We start from the raw sequence: 15,367 nt of genomic DNA, 5'->3' as shown, positions 1-15,367 counted from the left end.
CCCCGGACCTCACCCTTGGCTGTGCTGCTGGTTCCAGCGGAACACCACCGGCTGCCACAGCTCGTTGGCACCTTCTCCATTCATCAGCATGCAGATCCCCGTCCCGGTTTCAGGGAAGATTGAATAGATGCTGCGCCAGCCGATCGAGCCACCCGAATGATGGACATTAAGCAGCCCGTCCAGATCAAGGAGCACATGACCAAGGCCGGCGCGGAATTGACGCTCGGCGATGTTGAAGGCGGAGCCGTGGTCGGAATGCATCGTCTCGACTGAAGCCGGGCTCAATGCTCCGCCGCCCTTGCTTCGGTCCGCCCCCGCCATACCGGCACAGGCGAACCGGGCGAGATCGGCAATCGAGGCATAAACCCCGCCCGCCGCGCCGCATAGCCAGCGATAGTCCTGGATCGGCTGGCCCTGCCGGTTGTGCGGACGTGCATAGGGCAGCCCTTCGCGGCGAGCGAAGCAGGCGCTATCCATGCCCAGCGGCGCGAACACCGCGCACGCGACATAATCCGCAAAGCTTTCGCCGGTGATGTCCTCCACCGCCAGTTCGAGCAAGCCAAAGCCAGCGTTCGAGTAATTCCAGCCCAGCCCCGGCGGGTGGGTGACGGTGATGATGTCGTCATCGCGCGGCAGGTCCCAGTAGTCATAGTGCGCGGTCTGTTCGGCATTGGGCGGCGGCAGGCGCCCCTGCATCGCATCGAGCAGCGTATAGCTGGTCTGATCGAGCTCAACGCCGCGGAAGCCCGCCACGGTGACCCCCGCGTGGTGGCTCAGCAGGCGGCGCGGGGTGACGAGCGCAAGGTCGAATTCCTTCGATGGCGGCAGGGTCCAACGCCGGTGATAGTCGCTGATTGGCTGATCGAGATCGAGGCGTCCCTGTTCCACCAACGTCATCACCGCCCAAGCGGCAATCGACTTGGACACCGATTGGAGGCTGAAGCGAGTTTCTGCCGTCACGGCCTCACCAGTTGCCCGGTCCGCCGTACCGAAGCAGAGGATCTGCGTGGGCGCGAAGTCCCGGATCAGCGCGACCGCGCAGCCCGGCACATTCAGCCGCTCCATGTCCTCCGGCAGACTCCGTCGCAGTTCTTCCGCAAAAGCGTCGCTCATCGTGATGCTCCTTAACCCGTCACGCGAGCGAGCGCGCCACGACTTCCTTCAGCGTCGCCGAAATCCCCGGCGTTTCCGCCACGCGCTGCAATTCGGCCCGCATCAGGCCTTGGCGTGGCTCGTCAAAGCGGCTCCATTGGTCGAGCTGCGGCATGAAATAGGCCGGACGCCCGCGTCCCATCTGGTCCATCATCAGCAGCCGGTCCGCAAGGAAGCGATAGCCCTTTCCCGACGGATCGTGGAAAGTCACCCGGTTCTGCCGAAACAGGCTGCCGTAATAGGCGGCAGCGCGCGCGGTGTTCTGGATGTCGAAGGCGGGATGCCCCTCCAGCGCGATGATCTCGTCGATGACGCCCGGCGCGCGGGACAGGGCATAGGCCTTGAACCACTTGTCGACCACGAGCGGCTGGTCGGCATAGGCAGTGTAGAACGCGTCGAAGGCGGCCTTGCGCTCCGGGTGATCGACATGGCTGATCAGGCAGAGAGCCTCGAACTTCTCGGTCATCGAGGGACCATGGCGAACCTGCGCCAGGCATAGCTGAACGGCCTCCTCATCCCCGCTCGCCAGGAGCAGGTCGAGCAGCGCGGAACGCAGGCTGCGGCGCGAGATCGCGAAGGGCGACAAGTCTGCCGGGTCGGTCGCACCAAGCTCGCGGTAGAGCGCGGTCATCTCCTGCCCGAGGGCCTCGGCAATGGCGCGCTTCACCGCGTGACGCGCTGCGATGTGCCCATCGAGAGGAACCCGGTCCAAGCCCTCGCTCAGCGCGGGCTCGTCGGGCATTGCCAGCATCTGCGCAACCAGCCCCGGCGCCCCATCCGCCTTCTCCGCGATCAGTTGGCGCGCCAGCGTGACGATCGACGCCGGCACGCGCCGCGCCATGTCCTGCGCCGAATGGACAGCCAGGGCGCGGACCGTGCGGGTGAAAAGCTGCTGGACACTGTTCCAGGCGACGAAGGCGTCGTCATCGTGCAGCGCCAGCAGGACCAGATCCTCGTCGGGCAACTCGCATTCCAGCGTCACCGGTGCGGAGCATTGCCGCAAGATCGAAGGCACGGGGCGCGCGTCCAGCCCATCGAACCGCAGGCTTTGCGTCCAGTCAGTCAGGTGAACGAGCTGCGGCTCGCCGATCATTGCGCCGCCGATGTCGAGCAGGGCGATGCGCACCGGGATGTGCATCGGTCCGCCCGGCCCCGGCTTGTCCGGCATGCGCTGGGTCAGGGTCAGGACAGCCTGGCGCTGGTCCGCGTCATAGCGCCATTGCGCCACAACCGTCGGGCGGCCCGCCTGCCGCAGCCACCTGCGGAACTGCGCCAGGTCCAGTCCCGTTTCGGCGGCGAACGTATCGAACAGATCCTCGATGGTTGCGGCCTGCCCGTCGAACCGGGCAAGGTAGGCGCGGAGCGCGCTGGCGAAGGCCTCGGGGCCAACCATCGTCCGCAGCATGCGGAGCACTTCGGCGCCCTTTTCGTAGATCGTCGTGGTGTAGAAGTTCTCGATCTCGACGAATTCGGTCGGCTGCACCGGGTGAGCGGCGGGACCATCGTCCTCCGGGAACTGGTTGCGACGCAGCGCCTTGACCTGCTCGATCCGGTAAGTCCCGGCCTCGAGTTCGTCTTCCATGAACAGCTGGTCGCGCAGGCGGGTGAGGCCTTCCTTCAGGCTGAGCTGAAACCAGTCGCGGCAGGTCACACGGTTGCCGGTCCAATTGTGGAAGTATTCGTGGCCGATGATCCGCTTGATCAGCGAAAATTCCTCGTCCGTGGTGATCTCGGGATCGGCGATGATGCCATCCGCCCCGAACAGGTTGAGTCCCTTGTTCTCCTGCGCGCCGGCATAGGCCGGCAGAGCGACGACGTTGTATATCGGCAGGTCATACTCCAGGCCGAACACCCGCTCATCCCAGGCAAGTGCGGCCTTCAGGCTCTCCATCGCGAAGCGGCAACGCCCCGCCTCGCCCGGTTCGGCGAGGATCGCGAGATCAATCGCGCGCCCGCTGGTAGTCACGTAGCGATCGCGTAGCGCATCGAACCGGCCAGCGATCATGGCGAAGATGTAGCTGGGCTTGGCGTAGGGATCTCTCCAGAGCGTCCAGTGACGGCTTCCCGCCCTGCCGGAGCCGCATTGTTCGCCGTTGGAAAGCAGCGTTGGAAACTGCGCGCGTTCCGCCTCGAGCCGGACGGTGTAGAGCGTCAGCACGTCCGGACGGTCCGGGAAATAGGTAATCTGGCGGAAGCCTTCCGCCTCGCACTGGGTCGCCAGCACGCCTGAATGCCAGAACAGCCCCTTCTTGGACGGATTGCGGGAAGGGTTGATGACGACTTCGGTTTCCAGCCGGAAACGGCGCGGCGGGTGGTGGATCACCAGTTGCTCGGGGGTGGCGCAGTACTCTTCGCTCGCCAGCTCCCGTCCATCGATCCGCACCCAGTTCAGCTCGAGGCGCTTGCCGTCCAGGACTAGCGCGGGCGCGGCATCGCCGCCGTCCGTCGCCGCGATTTCGAGCACCGCGCGGACCACCGTGCGTTCGGGATCGAGCGCGACGTCGAGCGATATGCTGGGCACTGCGAAGGGATAGGGCCGGTAATCCGCCAGCCGCGTCAGCGCCTTGTCCATCAGACGTCTTCCGGCACGCGCTCGGCGCGCAGGAATTCGATGTCACCAGCGGCGTAGGAGATCAGGGTCTGGGCGCGGCCGTCCGAACCATATTCGACGGCGGTTTCGCTCGGCACCTGCTGGGTGAAGAACCGGCCGGTCTCGTCCATGTAGATCGGGCGCGGCGGCAGGATCAGGCCCGCAACGTGGCTGTGCAGCTTGCCGTCCTCGACCCAGATGTCGACATAGGGGGCGTCGATCCCGGAGACGATCCGGTAGCGCCCGACATAGCGCTGCATGTCTTCGCCAACAATTGGGACGATTCGACGCGGCGCGCGCATGTAGCCCTGCCAGTCGAAGGCGGCAGCCATCCCGTTCATCACCTCATAGTAGAGCATCAGCCCGCTCAGACAGTTGGTCAGCACCACGCCGCCCCAGCCCTGTTCGAGGTTGCAGGTGGTGTTACACTGATAGCCCTCGTTGGATCCGCCGTGGGCAAAGCGCTTATCCGCGCCCGAACCGAAAATCTCCCAGCCCAGGCCGAACTGGCCGCCGCCCTGATTCTCCATCATCTGCCGGGCGGTCTCCTGCGCAAGCAGGACGTTGCCGCGCCCAAGCCAAGCGTTACGGCATTCGATCATGAAGCGGGCATAGTCCGGCGCGGAGGTGTAGATGCCGCCGGCCGCGAGTTGCGGAGTGAAGGTGTAGGCACCGTCAACAACCCGTCCGTCGACGTGATGCCCTTTGGCCGCGAGCGGGCGCAATGCCTCGGGCAGCGGCTGCTTGAAAGTGGTGCGGCTCATTCCGAGGGGCTCGAAGATCTTCTCGCGCGCCAGGCTTGCAAAGTCGGTGCCACTCATCTCTTCGAGCAACATTTGGACGACTGAAGTGCCCCCGCCTGAATAACGCACTGATTCCCCCGGCAGCTTGTCGACTTCCACTGCGGGCGTCGGCGAGGGTTCAGTCCCGTTCAGGACATCAAGCAGCGAGGGTGCGGGGCGGTCGTGCGCATAGGCACCAAAGCCGTGGACCGTTGTACCAGCGCGGTGGCTTAGCAGATGGCGCAACGTGACAGGCACGCGGCGGGTGAAGTCGTTCTCCGGCACCTTCCAGCTTTCGAGATAGTCGTTGATCGGCCGGTCGAGATCGACGCGTCCTTGATCGACCAACTGCAGCGCCAGCACGGCGGTCACCGGCTTGCTGATCGAGGCGCCTGCGAAGATCGTTTCGCCGCCAATCGCCGGACCACCGGGGCTCGTCACGCCGAAGCCCGCTGCCTCAACAATCGCGTTGTCGCGGAAGGCACAGATCGCGACGCCTGGGCAATTATAGTACTCAAGTCGCTCCTCGACGGTCCAGCGGACGTCTTCGCCCTCCACCGGATTGACTGGCAGCAGGCCGTGAGCGAATTCTTGCAAAGCGGCACCGAGGGCAGGCATCGCACGCCTCCTTTCATCATCTACGATATGATCGATGATCACATTACGCCTTGTTCGACTGGCCTTGTCAATGTATTCGTCAGTCGCATTGAGGAGATTGGATGATGAGGCAGGAAAATCTACCGGGCCCATTCCACATGTTCACCGGTCAAGACCTGCCGCACCTACTGGAAGCGCGCGCGAAGGATCGCGCCGAGCACCCGTTCCTGATCTTCGCGCCGCCCGATCTGCCGGCCAGGATGTGGACGTATCGCGACTTTCGCGATGCCGTGGCCAGGCTGGCGGGCGGACTGACGGAGCGCGGCGTGGTCAAAGGTGATTTCGTCGTGATCCACATGGATAACTGCATCGAATTCCTGCTCGCCTGGCACGCCTGCTCGCGCCTGGGCGCGGTGGCGGTGACGACCAACACGCGCTCGTCGGAAGAGGAGCTGGCCTATTACATTGACCACTGCGGTGCGCGCTTCGCGATCACGCAACCGGCAATGGCGAGGCTGGTCCGCGCGGCAGGGCCACAGCTGCAATGGATCTGTGTGACGCAAGAGGATTGCGGCAGCCCGCCCGAAACCCCGCGCGGGGCCGAAGCTCTGGCCTTTGAAGACCTGGCCGCCGGCGATCCAAGCCGTGCCCCGCTGCGTGACCCCGAGCCGCTCCTGCCCAACAGCGTCCAGTATACCTCGGGCACGACCTCGAGACCCAAAGGCGTGGTCTGGACCCATGCCAATGCCCTGTGGGGCGCGCGAATCGGGGCGCTGTGCAGCCAAGTCGTGCCTGATGATGTGGGCCATACCTGCCTGCCGCTCTATCACACCAACGCACTGTCCTATTCGCACCTCGCCACGCTGTGGGTCGGGGCGACGCTGGTTTTCCAGCAGCGCTTCTCGGCCAGCCGTTACTGGCCCTGCGTGACCGAGCACGGCTGCACCTGGGGCGTCCAGATCCCCTTCATGCTGAAGGCGCTGATGGGCATGCCCGTCCCCGAGCACCGCATCCAGCGCTGGGGCCTGGGCGCGATCGATCCGCCGGCGGTAATGCAGAAGTTCGGGATCCCCCTGCTCGGCTGGTTCGGGATGACCGAAACGGTCTCGCTAACGCTGATCTCCAATGGGAACATGCCGGGTCGAATCGGCTCGATGGGCCGGGTAACCCCGGGCTACGAGACCGAAGTACGGCGCGAAGATGGCAGCCATGTGGCGATCGGGGAAAGCGGCATTATGTGGATCAAGGGCGTGCGCGGCATTTCCTTGTTCCATGAATACCTCAACAATCCCGAAGCGACTGCCGATGCCTTCGACGAGCGAGGCTGGTTCAAGACCGGCGATCGGGTTACACCTCAGGCCGATGGCACTGTGATGTTCGAGGGGCGTGACCGCGACATGTTGCGGGTCGGGGCGGAAAACGTGGCGGAATCCGAGATCGAGCGGGTGGTCCTCGCCAGCGGCGCGGCGATCGAGGTGGCGGTGGTCGGCAAGCCCCATCCCATGCTCGACGAGGTGCCGGTGGCCTTCGTCATCCCTCACCCGGACTGCACCAATGCTGCGGGGCAGGCGCTTGAGGCCTGCCGCGCACGGCTTGCTTCGTTCAAGGTACCGGACGAGGTGATCCTGGTGGAGGAATTTCCGCGCGTGACGCTGGGGAAGATCGACAAGAAGGAACTACGCCGCCAGCTCAAGGAACGAGCAGCCGCAGCGAGCGCGGGCTGACCCATAGGAACGACGGGGATCGCGCTCAGTCGATCCCTTCCACCACGCAAAGCTCGATCTCGGCCGCACCGAGGCGGTGGCCGCGCGCCTCCTGATATTCGGGCGAGTTCCAATATTCGAGTGCTCGATCGTAGCTTGCGAACTCGAGGATCACGTTGCGCGGCCGCGCCTCGCCCTCAAGTGCGGTATAGCGCCCGCCGCGCGCGAGGATTGTCGCGCCAAACCGGTCCATCGCGACGCGGGCGAGCGCGGCATATTGCGCATAGGCATGGGGATCGCCGACGCTGACCCGGGCAATGACGTAACCCTTGGGCATTATTCCTGCTCCTTGCGCCGATTGTCCGAGACCCAGCGCGCCAGCCGCGCAAGCCCTTCGTCGAGCTCGGTCCCGCCTGCCGCGAAGCACCAGCGTAGCCAGCCTTCGCCCTCGGGGCCGAAAGCCGCGCCCGGGGCCAGCCCCAGTCCCGCCTCGGCCACGAGGCGGCGGGCAAGTGCCACGGAATCGCCATGCCCTCTGATCCGGAAGAAGGCGTACATCCCGCCCTCAGGGCAGGGGGCCTCCACGCCCTCCATGGCCGAGAGGTGCGCCAGCACCTTGTTGCGATTGGCGGTCAGCTCATGCTGCAACGCACGAACGTGCGGCTCACCCTCGGCCAGTGCGGCAATGCCTGCCGACTGGATGAAGCCCGGCACGCAGGAGGTATTGAATTCGATCACTTTTCCAAGTTCGCCGAATAGTTCCTCCGGCGCGACCAGCCAGCCAAGCCGCCATCCGGTCATCAGCCAGGCCTTGGAAAAGCTGTTCGCGCCGATCAGTCGGTCGCGCGCGTCGGCGAGTGCGAAGAACGATGGTGCATTCGCCGCACCCTCGCCTAGGACCAGACGCTCGTAGACGTCATCGGACAGGATCCACACGCCAAGCCGGCGGCAGTGATCGAGAATCGCCTGTTGCTGTGCGCGCGTGATGGTCCAGCCGGTCGGGTTGCCGGGCGAATTGATGATCAGCACCCGCGTAGCTGGCGTCACCGCATCGAGCAACCGGTCAAGGTCCAGCTCCCAGCCCGCCGGGCCGGGCGATACCGCGACGCGCTCGACATGGGCACCCAGCACTTCGGGAATCTGCGCGATGTTCGGCCAGATCGGCGTAACCAGCACGACCCGGTCGCCGGGGGCGATCAGCGTCTGCAATGCGATCATCAGCGCCGAGACGCCCGAGGACGTGACCGAAGTCCGCTGGGTCGAAAATCCGCGGCCATGCAGTCCGCCAAGATAGCCGGCGAGCACCTCGCGCAGATCCTCCCGGCCATTGTTGTGGGTGTAGAACACCGCGTCCTTGTCGATCGCCTCCACCGCGGCGCGCTTGATGTAGTCGGGCGTCGGTCGGTTGCTTTCCCCGAACCAGAACCGGACCAGGTCGGTCCGCCCAAAACCGGCATTGGCAATCTCGCGAATCTTCGAAGCGGGCAGGTCGCTAATCGCCGCTCGGGCGGTCAACGGCCAACGCGCGGGCGCTTCGAGCGTGCAGGTCTCCTGCTGTTCAGCCATGGTCCGTCATCCCCTTGCAATGTCTTTCGCGTTATGTAATCACTGCACACATTGAACCGGCGAGTCAATTCGCCAATTCCGCCCATCGCAACGCATGGTGACCCAATGAGCAGCGCAATGCAGCCTCTCGATGGAGACTGGCCCGGGGTCCGGCTCAGCCTGGACGACGCAGTCCTGACCGTGGCGATCGACCGTCCCGGCGCGCGCAATGCACTCAATGCCGCCACGATGGAGAGCCTGACCGAAATTGCCCGCCGAATTCGGCGCAGCAGCGCGTTCCAGGCGGTGATCCTGACCGGTCAGACGGACTATTTCTCCGCAGGGGTCGACCTCCAGCTGTCCTCCAGCCGCAACGCCAGCTCGGCGAGCCTACTGGAACTGCGCTCCGCGGTCGCGGCCGGTCCGGACATGTGCCAGGCTTGGGAGGAGATCGAGGTGATCACGATCGTCGCGATCGAGGGATTCTGCGTCGGCGGCGGCTTCGCGCTTGCCCTCGCCTGCGATTTCCGGATCATGGCCGAGGGTGCCTTTGCCCGCCTGCCCGAAGTGCCACTGGGCATGAACATGAGCTGGCGAACCCTGCCGCGCCTCACCGCGCTGGCCGGGCCTGCCCGAGCCAAGCAGGTCGCGCTGTTCGGCGACCCGGTCGATACCGCTCGCTGCGTCGCCTGGGGCCTTGCCGACATGGCCTGCCCCAAGGGCGGAGCGCTGGCCGAAGCGCAGCGCTGGGCGGCGCGGGTCGCCGCATTGCCGCCGCTTCCGGCGCGAATGACCAAGGAGGCCGTCAACGCAGCCGCCTTCGCCAATGCCGCGGCCGTAAGTTTCATGGACCGCGACCAGTATCTGCTGGCCTCGCGCTCGGAAGACTTCCGCGAAGGCGTTTCTGCATTCCTGACCAAGCGCCCGCCCGAGTTCAAGGGCAACTGAGCCTCCTGCCACCCCATCACCACTTTTCAAGGAACTGTCATGAAGCTTGCTGCCATCGTTTCGACTGCCCGCACGCCAATCGGGAAAGCCTACCGCGGCGCCTTCAACGATCTGGAGGCGCCGACCCTGGCAGGTCATGCGATCTCCGAAGCAGTGCGCCGTGCGGGCATCGAAGCTGACGAGGTCGAGGATTGCATCATTGGCGCCAGCATTCAGCAGGGCACGCAGACCTTCAACATTGGCCGCCTCGCCGCGCTTGCAAGCGGCCTGCCAGTGACTGTCGCGGGAATGAGCATCGACCGCCAGTGTTCGTCCGGTCTGATGGCGATCGCCACTGCATCGCGGCAAGTCGGCTGTGACGGGATGAAAGTGATCGTCGCGGGCGGCGTGGAATCGATCAGCCTTGCCCAGACCCCGGCAATGAACACCTCGCGCGTGCCCGACCCGCGCCTGATCGCGCGCCACCCGGCGATCCACATGCCGATGCTGCAGACCGCAGAAATCGTCGCGGAGCGCTACGGCATCAGCCGCGAGGCGCAGGACCTTTACGCGCTGTCGAGCCAGCAGCGCACCGCCGCCGCAATTGCCGCCGGCCGCTTCGACGAGGAAATCATCCCAGTCACCTGCGACATGCTGGTGACCGACAAGGCAAGCGGCGAGCGCAGCCACCGGCGAGTGACGATCTCCCGCGACGAGGGAGCGCGCGCCGATACCACGCTGGACGGCCTAGCGTCGCTGAAGCCGGTGCGCGAAGGTGGAACGATCACCCCCGGCAATGCCAGCCAGTTGTCCGACGGGTCTTCCGCGTGCGTGGTGATGGACGCCGATCTCGCCGCGCAGCGCGGCATCGCGGCGCTGGGCTATTTCCGGGGCATGACCGTTGTTGGCTGCGAGCCTGATGAAATGGGCATTGGCCCGATCTTCGCGATCCCGCGCCTACTTGAACGCAGCGGCCTGAAAATGGACGACATCGGGCTCTGGGAAATCAACGAAGCCTTCGCCTGCCAGGTGCTTTATTGCCGCCACTACCTCGGCATTCCGGATGACAGGCTCAACGTCGATGGCGGGGCGATATCGATCGGCCACCCCTATGGCATGAGCGGCGCGCGGATGGTCGGCCACGCGCTGATCGAGGCACGGCGCCGCGGCGAGAAGTACGTGGTGATCTCGATGTGCGTCGGCGGTGGCCAAGGCGCGGCCGGTCTGTTCGAGGTTGCCTGACATGGACCTGCTGTTCGCATTCCAGGAATGGCCTTACGCCGAAACCTTCCGCATTTCCCGCAGCGCCAAAACCAATTCTGAGCTGTTTACGGTCTATATCCGGGACGGCGATCTCGTTGGGCGCGGCGAATGCGGCCTGCTTCCCCAGTACGGCCAGACCCGCGAGGACGTGGCTGCCGCGCTCGAGGGGGCAGCTGACCTGCTCGCGGGCGGCGCCACTCGCGCAGACATCGCCGCGAAAGTCGCCAACAGCTCAGCGCGCAACGCTCTCGATTGCGCGCTATGGGATCTGGAATGCAAGCGCTCGGGCCAGAGCGTATGGCAGCGCGCGGGCGTTGAACGCAAGGAAGCGATCGAAGTTGACCTGACCATCGGGATCAACCCGACCTTGAAGATGCGAGACGATGCGCTCGCGGCTTTCGCGCGGGGCTTTCGCATCCTCAAGCTCAAAGCCAATCAGGAAGACGTGCTCGAACGCGTCGAAGCAATTGCTGCGGCTTGCGCCGGCGCCACCCTGATCGTCGATGCCAACGAGGCCTGGGACATTGCGACGCTCAACCGGCTGGCCGGGCCGCTGGATGCGCTGGGTGTCGCACTTATCGAGCAGCCGCTGCATCACCAGGCGGACGCTCCGCTGGCCGGCTATACCGGCGGGATCCCGCTCTGCGCCGATGAAAGCTGCAGCTCGATCAAGGATCTGGACCGCCTGTCACAGCTCTATCAGGCGATCAACATCAAGCTGGACAAGGTAGGCGGGCTGACCCCGGGACTGGAACTTGAAGCGGCAGCCCATACTCGCGGCATGAAGGTCATGCTTGGGTGCAGCGGTCCGACCTCGCTGGGCGCGGCACCGGCATACGTGCTCGGGACGCGGTGCGACTTCGTCGACCTCGATGGCCCGGCCTTGCTGCTCGACGATCGCGCGGATGCGATGCACTACTCGGGCGGTCACCTGCACTGCTTCACGCCTCAACTGTGGGGCGGCTGAGACGGAGCATGGCCGCAGGACAACGGAAAGTGCGGGTAATCGCGCTGGGCGGCACGATCGCGATGGCGGCGAGCTCAGGAGCGCTGACGCCAGCGCTGGGCGCTGCCGACCTTGCGGCCATGACGGGCCCGGAAGGCCTCCTACTCGAAGTCGACTGGACCGACTTCCTCGGGGTTCCCAGCGCGAACATCACTTTCGCCGATCTGGTCCGGCTGGCGGCTGTGATCGAGCAACTCCATGGCGAAGGCTATCACGGGGTCGTGGTGGCGCAGGGCACCGACAGCCTCGAGGAAACAGCTTTCGCGCTGGACCTGCTGGTGACTGCGCCGATTGACATCGTCCTGACTGGTGCAATGCGCGGCAGCAGTGCTGTCGGCGCGGATGGGGCGACCAATCTGCTGGGCGCGCTGCGCTTCCTTGAGGCCTCCTCCGGACAGGGCGAAGTCGTCATCGTAATGGACGATTGCGTCCACGCGGCACGCCTTGCCGTCAAGGGTCATACCACTGCGCTGGCAGCCTTCACCTCAGGGGAATGCGGGCTGCGCGGGCGGATTCACGAAGGTCGGTTTGTTGCGTTCAATCCGGCGCGCACTGGCTTACCCAAGATCGCAGCGGATACCGGGCGGACAGCGCCAGCGGTCGAGCTGGTCACGATTGCGCTCGAGCATTCGCCATGGGCCCTGCGCGCACCTGGACACGAAGCGGTCGAAGGCTGGGTGATCGCGGCCATGGGGGCCGGGCATGTCCCCGAAACCCTGGTCCCCGACCTTGAGCGGCTGGCGCGCACGGCTCCGGTGGTGCTGTGCTCGCGCACCGGGGCGGGGCCGGTCTGCACGGCGACTTACGGCTATCCGGGCGCGGAAATCGACCTTCTGGGGCGCGGCCTTCTGCACGGCGGCAGTCTATCGCCACTCAAGGCCCGGGTGCTGCTGACCCTGCTGCTGATGGAAGGCCCGGATGATTGCCGCGCCCGCTTTTCCCGGATCGCAGAGGCGATCTGACCAACCGAATTTGAGAGGAAATGCCCATGACCGACGTATTTGAAGCCGGAATCTTCCGCGGCAAGCGGGCGTTCGTCGCCGGTGGATCAAGCGGGATCAATCTCGCGATCGCGGCGCGTCTGGGTTCGCTCGGCGCGCAAGTGGGGATCTTCAGTCGGTCTCCGGACAAGGTCGATGCCGCACTCGCCATGCTCCACCAAAACGGCGTCGATGCGGCGGGTTACACCGGCGACGTGCGCGACTATGACGCGGTCGCAAGCGCGATCGGCCAGTTCGCCAAGGTCGGTAACGGTATCGACTTCGTCGTCTCCGGTGCGGCAGGCAACTTCGTCGCCCCGGCGATCGGCATGTCACCCAATGCCTTCAGGACCGTGATCGAAATCGACCTTCTGGGGACCTACCATGTCATGCGCGCCAGCTTCGAACATCTGCGCCGCCCCGGTGCCTCGCTGCTCAACATATCGGCCGTGCAGTCCAGTCAAGCGATCCCGCTGCAGTCACACGTCTGCTCGGCAAAGGCCGGGATCGACATGCTGACCAAGGCGCTGGCGGTCGAGTGGGGGCCGAGTGGCGTACGCGTCAATGCCATCCTGCCCGGTCCGATCGGCGATACTGAAGGAATGCGCCGGCTGTCCTCGACACCGGAAATGGCGGAAAGGATCGCCAGTGCCATTCCCCTGCAGCGCTTCGGTACCAAGGCGGAAGTGGCGAACCTAGCCGCATTCCTGTGTTCGGATGCGGCCACCTACATCAGCGGCGCGATTCTGACCTGCGACGGGGGCCAGCTTGCCGGCAACCCGACAGGTGTCGTCGGATAACCAGACCATCGACCAGACCTGACCATCACAGCGCACAGGAATAACACCATGCCGGCCAGCCCCGTTCCAAACGATCTTTCCGCCTATTGGCTGCCCTTTACGGCCAACAAGGCGTTCAAGGCTGCTCCGCGCCTCATCACGGGGGCAGAAGGACAGTTCTACTTCACCGCCGACGGACGCAGAATCCGCGATGCGTTCTCGGGCATGTGGTGCTCGATCCTGGGACACGGCCACAAGGGCATCACCGAGGCAATCATCAGGCAAGCGCAATGCCTCGACTACTCGCCCGCCTTCAACTTCGCGACGCCCGGGGCGTTCGAGCTTGCCAGCCAGGTGGCCGATCAGTTCCCTGACGGACTCGAACACGTGTTCTTCACCAATTCCGGCTCCGAAGCGGTCGATACCGCGCTGAAGATGGCTCTGGTCTACCACCGCTCGCGCGGGGAAGGCACGCGCACCCGCTTCATCGGCCGCGTCAACGGCTATCACGGCGTCGGTTTCGGGGGCATTTCGGTGGGCGGGATGCCCAACAACCGCAAGTTCTTCGGCCTTGGCCTTCCTGGCGTGGACCACATGCCCTTCCCTTACGATCCCGCGCTCGACGCGTTCACGCGCGGCCAGCCTGACCGCGATCCGATGGTCTACCTCAAGGAACTCGAAGCGATCGTCGCGCTCCACGATCCGTCCTCGATCGCGGCGGTGATCGTCGAGCCGATGATTGGTTCGGCCGGCGTGTTTGTACCACCTGCCGGATACCTCGCAAAGCTGCGCGAGATCACCGCGCGGCATGGGATCCTGCTGATTTTCGACGAGGTCATCACCGGCTTCGGGCGACTGGGCGCGGCCAACGGGGCAACGTTCTTCGGCGTCACTCCTGATCTGTGCACCATGGCCAAGGGCATCAACAACGCGGCCGTACCGATGGGCGCGGTCATTGCGAGCCGTCAGATTCACGATACGATCATCAACGCCACGCCGACCGGAGTCGAGTTTTTCCACGGCTATACCTATTCGGCGCACCCGCTCGCTGTCGCTGCCGGCCTCGCCGCCCAGCAGGCGATCCGTGATGAGCGCCTCTACGAAAACGTCGCTCAGCTCGCACCATTGTTCGAGGCTGCGATGCATGGCCTGCGCGGCGAACCCTTTGTGACCGATATCCGCAACCTTGGCCTGGCTGGGGGCATGACGCTGACCCCGCACCCGGATGGACCGGGCCTGCGCGGCTACGAGCTGTTCACCAAGGCCTACGAGAAGGGCATCGCGATCCGCGCTAATGGCGATACCATTGCGATCGCACCAATCCTCACCAGCACTCCGGCCGACATCGAGGAAATCTTCGAGCTCGTTCGCCAGAGCCTGCGCGCCCTCAAGTGAGCACGATGATGCGTTTGAGCGACTGCCACAACATCGACGATTTCCGCAGCCTCGCAAAGCAGCGCCTGCCCTGGCCGGTGTTCGACTATATCGACGGCGCGGCCGATGACGAGGTGACCAAGGCGCGCAACACCGCCGCGTTCAACAGCGCCGATCTTGTGCCAGACGTGCTGGCCGGCGTGGAGTCCATCGACACCAGCTGCACGATCCTTGGCCGCAAGAGCGCGCTGCCGCTGATCCTCTCCCCCACCGCGCTGCAACGCGTGTTCCACTGGCAGGGCGAACGCGCGGTGGCGCGCGCGGCGGAAAAGTTCGGCGTGTGGTGCGGGATTTCCAGCCTGGCGACCGTTTCCATCGAGGAAATCGGGGCGCTGATCTCCACGCCCAAGATGTTCCAGCTCTATGTCCACAAGGACAAGGGCCTCAACCGCTCGATGATCGAACGCTGCCAGGCGGCCAAGTTCGACGCCATCGCGCTGACGGTCGACACCATCGTTTCGGGCAAGCGCGAACGCTGTGCGCGCAGCGGCTTTACCTCGCCGCCCAAGTTCACGCCCCGCAACCTGCTGGGCTATGCGATGAAGCCGCGCTGGGGGCTGGACTATGTTTTCCGCGAAAAGTTCGCCCTCCCCAACCTCGACACCCATG

13 protein-coding genes are annotated in these 15,367 nt (G+C 65.0%); 8 read left to right on the top strand and 5 right to left on the bottom strand.

The features are described 5' to 3' along the window. Positions 1-9: 9 nt before the first annotated feature. Genes ACE3SN_RS02950 through ACE3SN_RS02940 form a run of 3 tightly spaced genes read right to left on the bottom strand, consistent with a single transcriptional unit; the run spans position 10 to position 5,142 of the window. A complete protein-coding gene (locus ACE3SN_RS02950) occupies positions 10-1,113 on the bottom strand; it encodes a serine hydrolase domain-containing protein (protein ID WP_374527312.1) in 1,104 nt (367 codons plus the stop codon). A gap of 19 nt (positions 1,114-1,132) precedes the next feature. After that, positions 1,133-3,724, bottom strand: coding sequence for an aminopeptidase N (gene pepN, locus ACE3SN_RS02945; protein ID WP_374527310.1), 2,592 nt, complete (start codon positions 3,722-3,724; stop codon positions 1,133-1,135). After that, a complete protein-coding gene (locus ACE3SN_RS02940; RefSeq protein ID WP_374527308.1) occupies positions 3,724-5,142 on the bottom strand; it encodes a serine hydrolase domain-containing protein in 1,419 nt (472 codons plus the stop codon). The genes pepN and ACE3SN_RS02940 overlap by 1 nt, the downstream gene beginning before the upstream one ends. Positions 5,143-5,279: 137 nt before the next feature. Here ACE3SN_RS02940 and ACE3SN_RS02935 point away from each other — a divergent pair, with 137 nt between their 5' ends. Next, the gene (locus ACE3SN_RS02935; protein ID WP_374527306.1) at positions 5,280-6,845 is read left to right on the top strand and encodes a class I adenylate-forming enzyme family protein; all 1,566 of its coding nucleotides are present in this window, start codon (positions 5,280-5,282) and stop codon (positions 6,843-6,845) included. Positions 6,846-6,870: 25 nt separating this feature from the next. Here the strand turns inward: ACE3SN_RS02935 and ACE3SN_RS02930 are convergent, their stop codons facing one another. Together ACE3SN_RS02930 and ACE3SN_RS02925 are read right to left on the bottom strand one after the other, a co-directional pair. Further along, complete coding sequence (locus ACE3SN_RS02930; protein ID WP_374527304.1) at positions 6,871-7,161, bottom strand: DUF1330 domain-containing protein; 291 nt, start codon at positions 7,159-7,161, stop codon at positions 6,871-6,873. Further along, positions 7,161-8,390 carry a pyridoxal phosphate-dependent aminotransferase gene (locus ACE3SN_RS02925; protein ID WP_374527302.1) on the bottom strand — a complete coding sequence of 410 codons (1,230 nt, stop codon included), beginning with the start codon at positions 8,388-8,390 and terminating at the stop codon, positions 7,161-7,163. The genes ACE3SN_RS02930 and ACE3SN_RS02925 overlap by 1 nt, the downstream gene beginning before the upstream one ends. Before the next feature lie 105 nt (positions 8,391-8,495). On the opposite strand from ACE3SN_RS02925, the gene ACE3SN_RS02920 reads away from it, so the two are divergent. From ACE3SN_RS02920 to ACE3SN_RS02890, 7 genes are all read left to right on the top strand, one after another. Then, complete coding sequence (locus tag ACE3SN_RS02920) at positions 8,496-9,317, top strand: enoyl-CoA hydratase/isomerase family protein (protein WP_374527300.1); 822 nt, start codon at positions 8,496-8,498, stop codon at positions 9,315-9,317. 39 nt (positions 9,318-9,356) lie between these two features. Then, a complete protein-coding gene (locus ACE3SN_RS02915; protein ID WP_374527298.1) occupies positions 9,357-10,538 on the top strand; it encodes an acetyl-CoA C-acyltransferase in 1,182 nt (393 codons plus the stop codon). Between the two features lies 1 nt (position 10,539). Then, on the top strand, positions 10,540-11,526 hold the full coding sequence (locus ACE3SN_RS02910; RefSeq protein ID WP_374527296.1) for a dipeptide epimerase: 987 nt from the start codon (positions 10,540-10,542) through the stop codon (positions 11,524-11,526). 8 nt (positions 11,527-11,534) lie between these two features. Then, the gene (locus ACE3SN_RS02905; RefSeq protein ID WP_374527294.1) at positions 11,535-12,527 is read left to right on the top strand and encodes an asparaginase; all 993 of its coding nucleotides are present in this window, start codon (positions 11,535-11,537) and stop codon (positions 12,525-12,527) included. A 26-nt stretch (positions 12,528-12,553) separates the two neighbouring features. Then, complete coding sequence (locus ACE3SN_RS02900; protein WP_374527292.1) at positions 12,554-13,345, top strand: SDR family oxidoreductase; 792 nt, start codon at positions 12,554-12,556, stop codon at positions 13,343-13,345. Positions 13,346-13,393: 48 nt separating this feature from the next. After that, complete coding sequence (locus ACE3SN_RS02895) at positions 13,394-14,719, top strand: aminotransferase class III-fold pyridoxal phosphate-dependent enzyme (protein WP_374527290.1); 1,326 nt, start codon at positions 13,394-13,396, stop codon at positions 14,717-14,719. An 8-nt stretch (positions 14,720-14,727) separates the two neighbouring features. Beyond that, the coding region (locus ACE3SN_RS02890; RefSeq protein ID WP_374527288.1) for an alpha-hydroxy-acid oxidizing protein at positions 14,728-15,367 on the top strand (640 nt) is incomplete at its 3' end.

The organism is Novosphingobium sp. (assembly GCF_041915465.1).
In the GTDB taxonomy this organism is placed as follows: Bacteria; Pseudomonadota; Alphaproteobacteria; order Sphingomonadales; family Sphingomonadaceae; genus Novosphingobium.
Note: the sequence above shows the minus strand (reverse complement) of the source record. Positions and strands in the feature narration are given on the sequence as shown.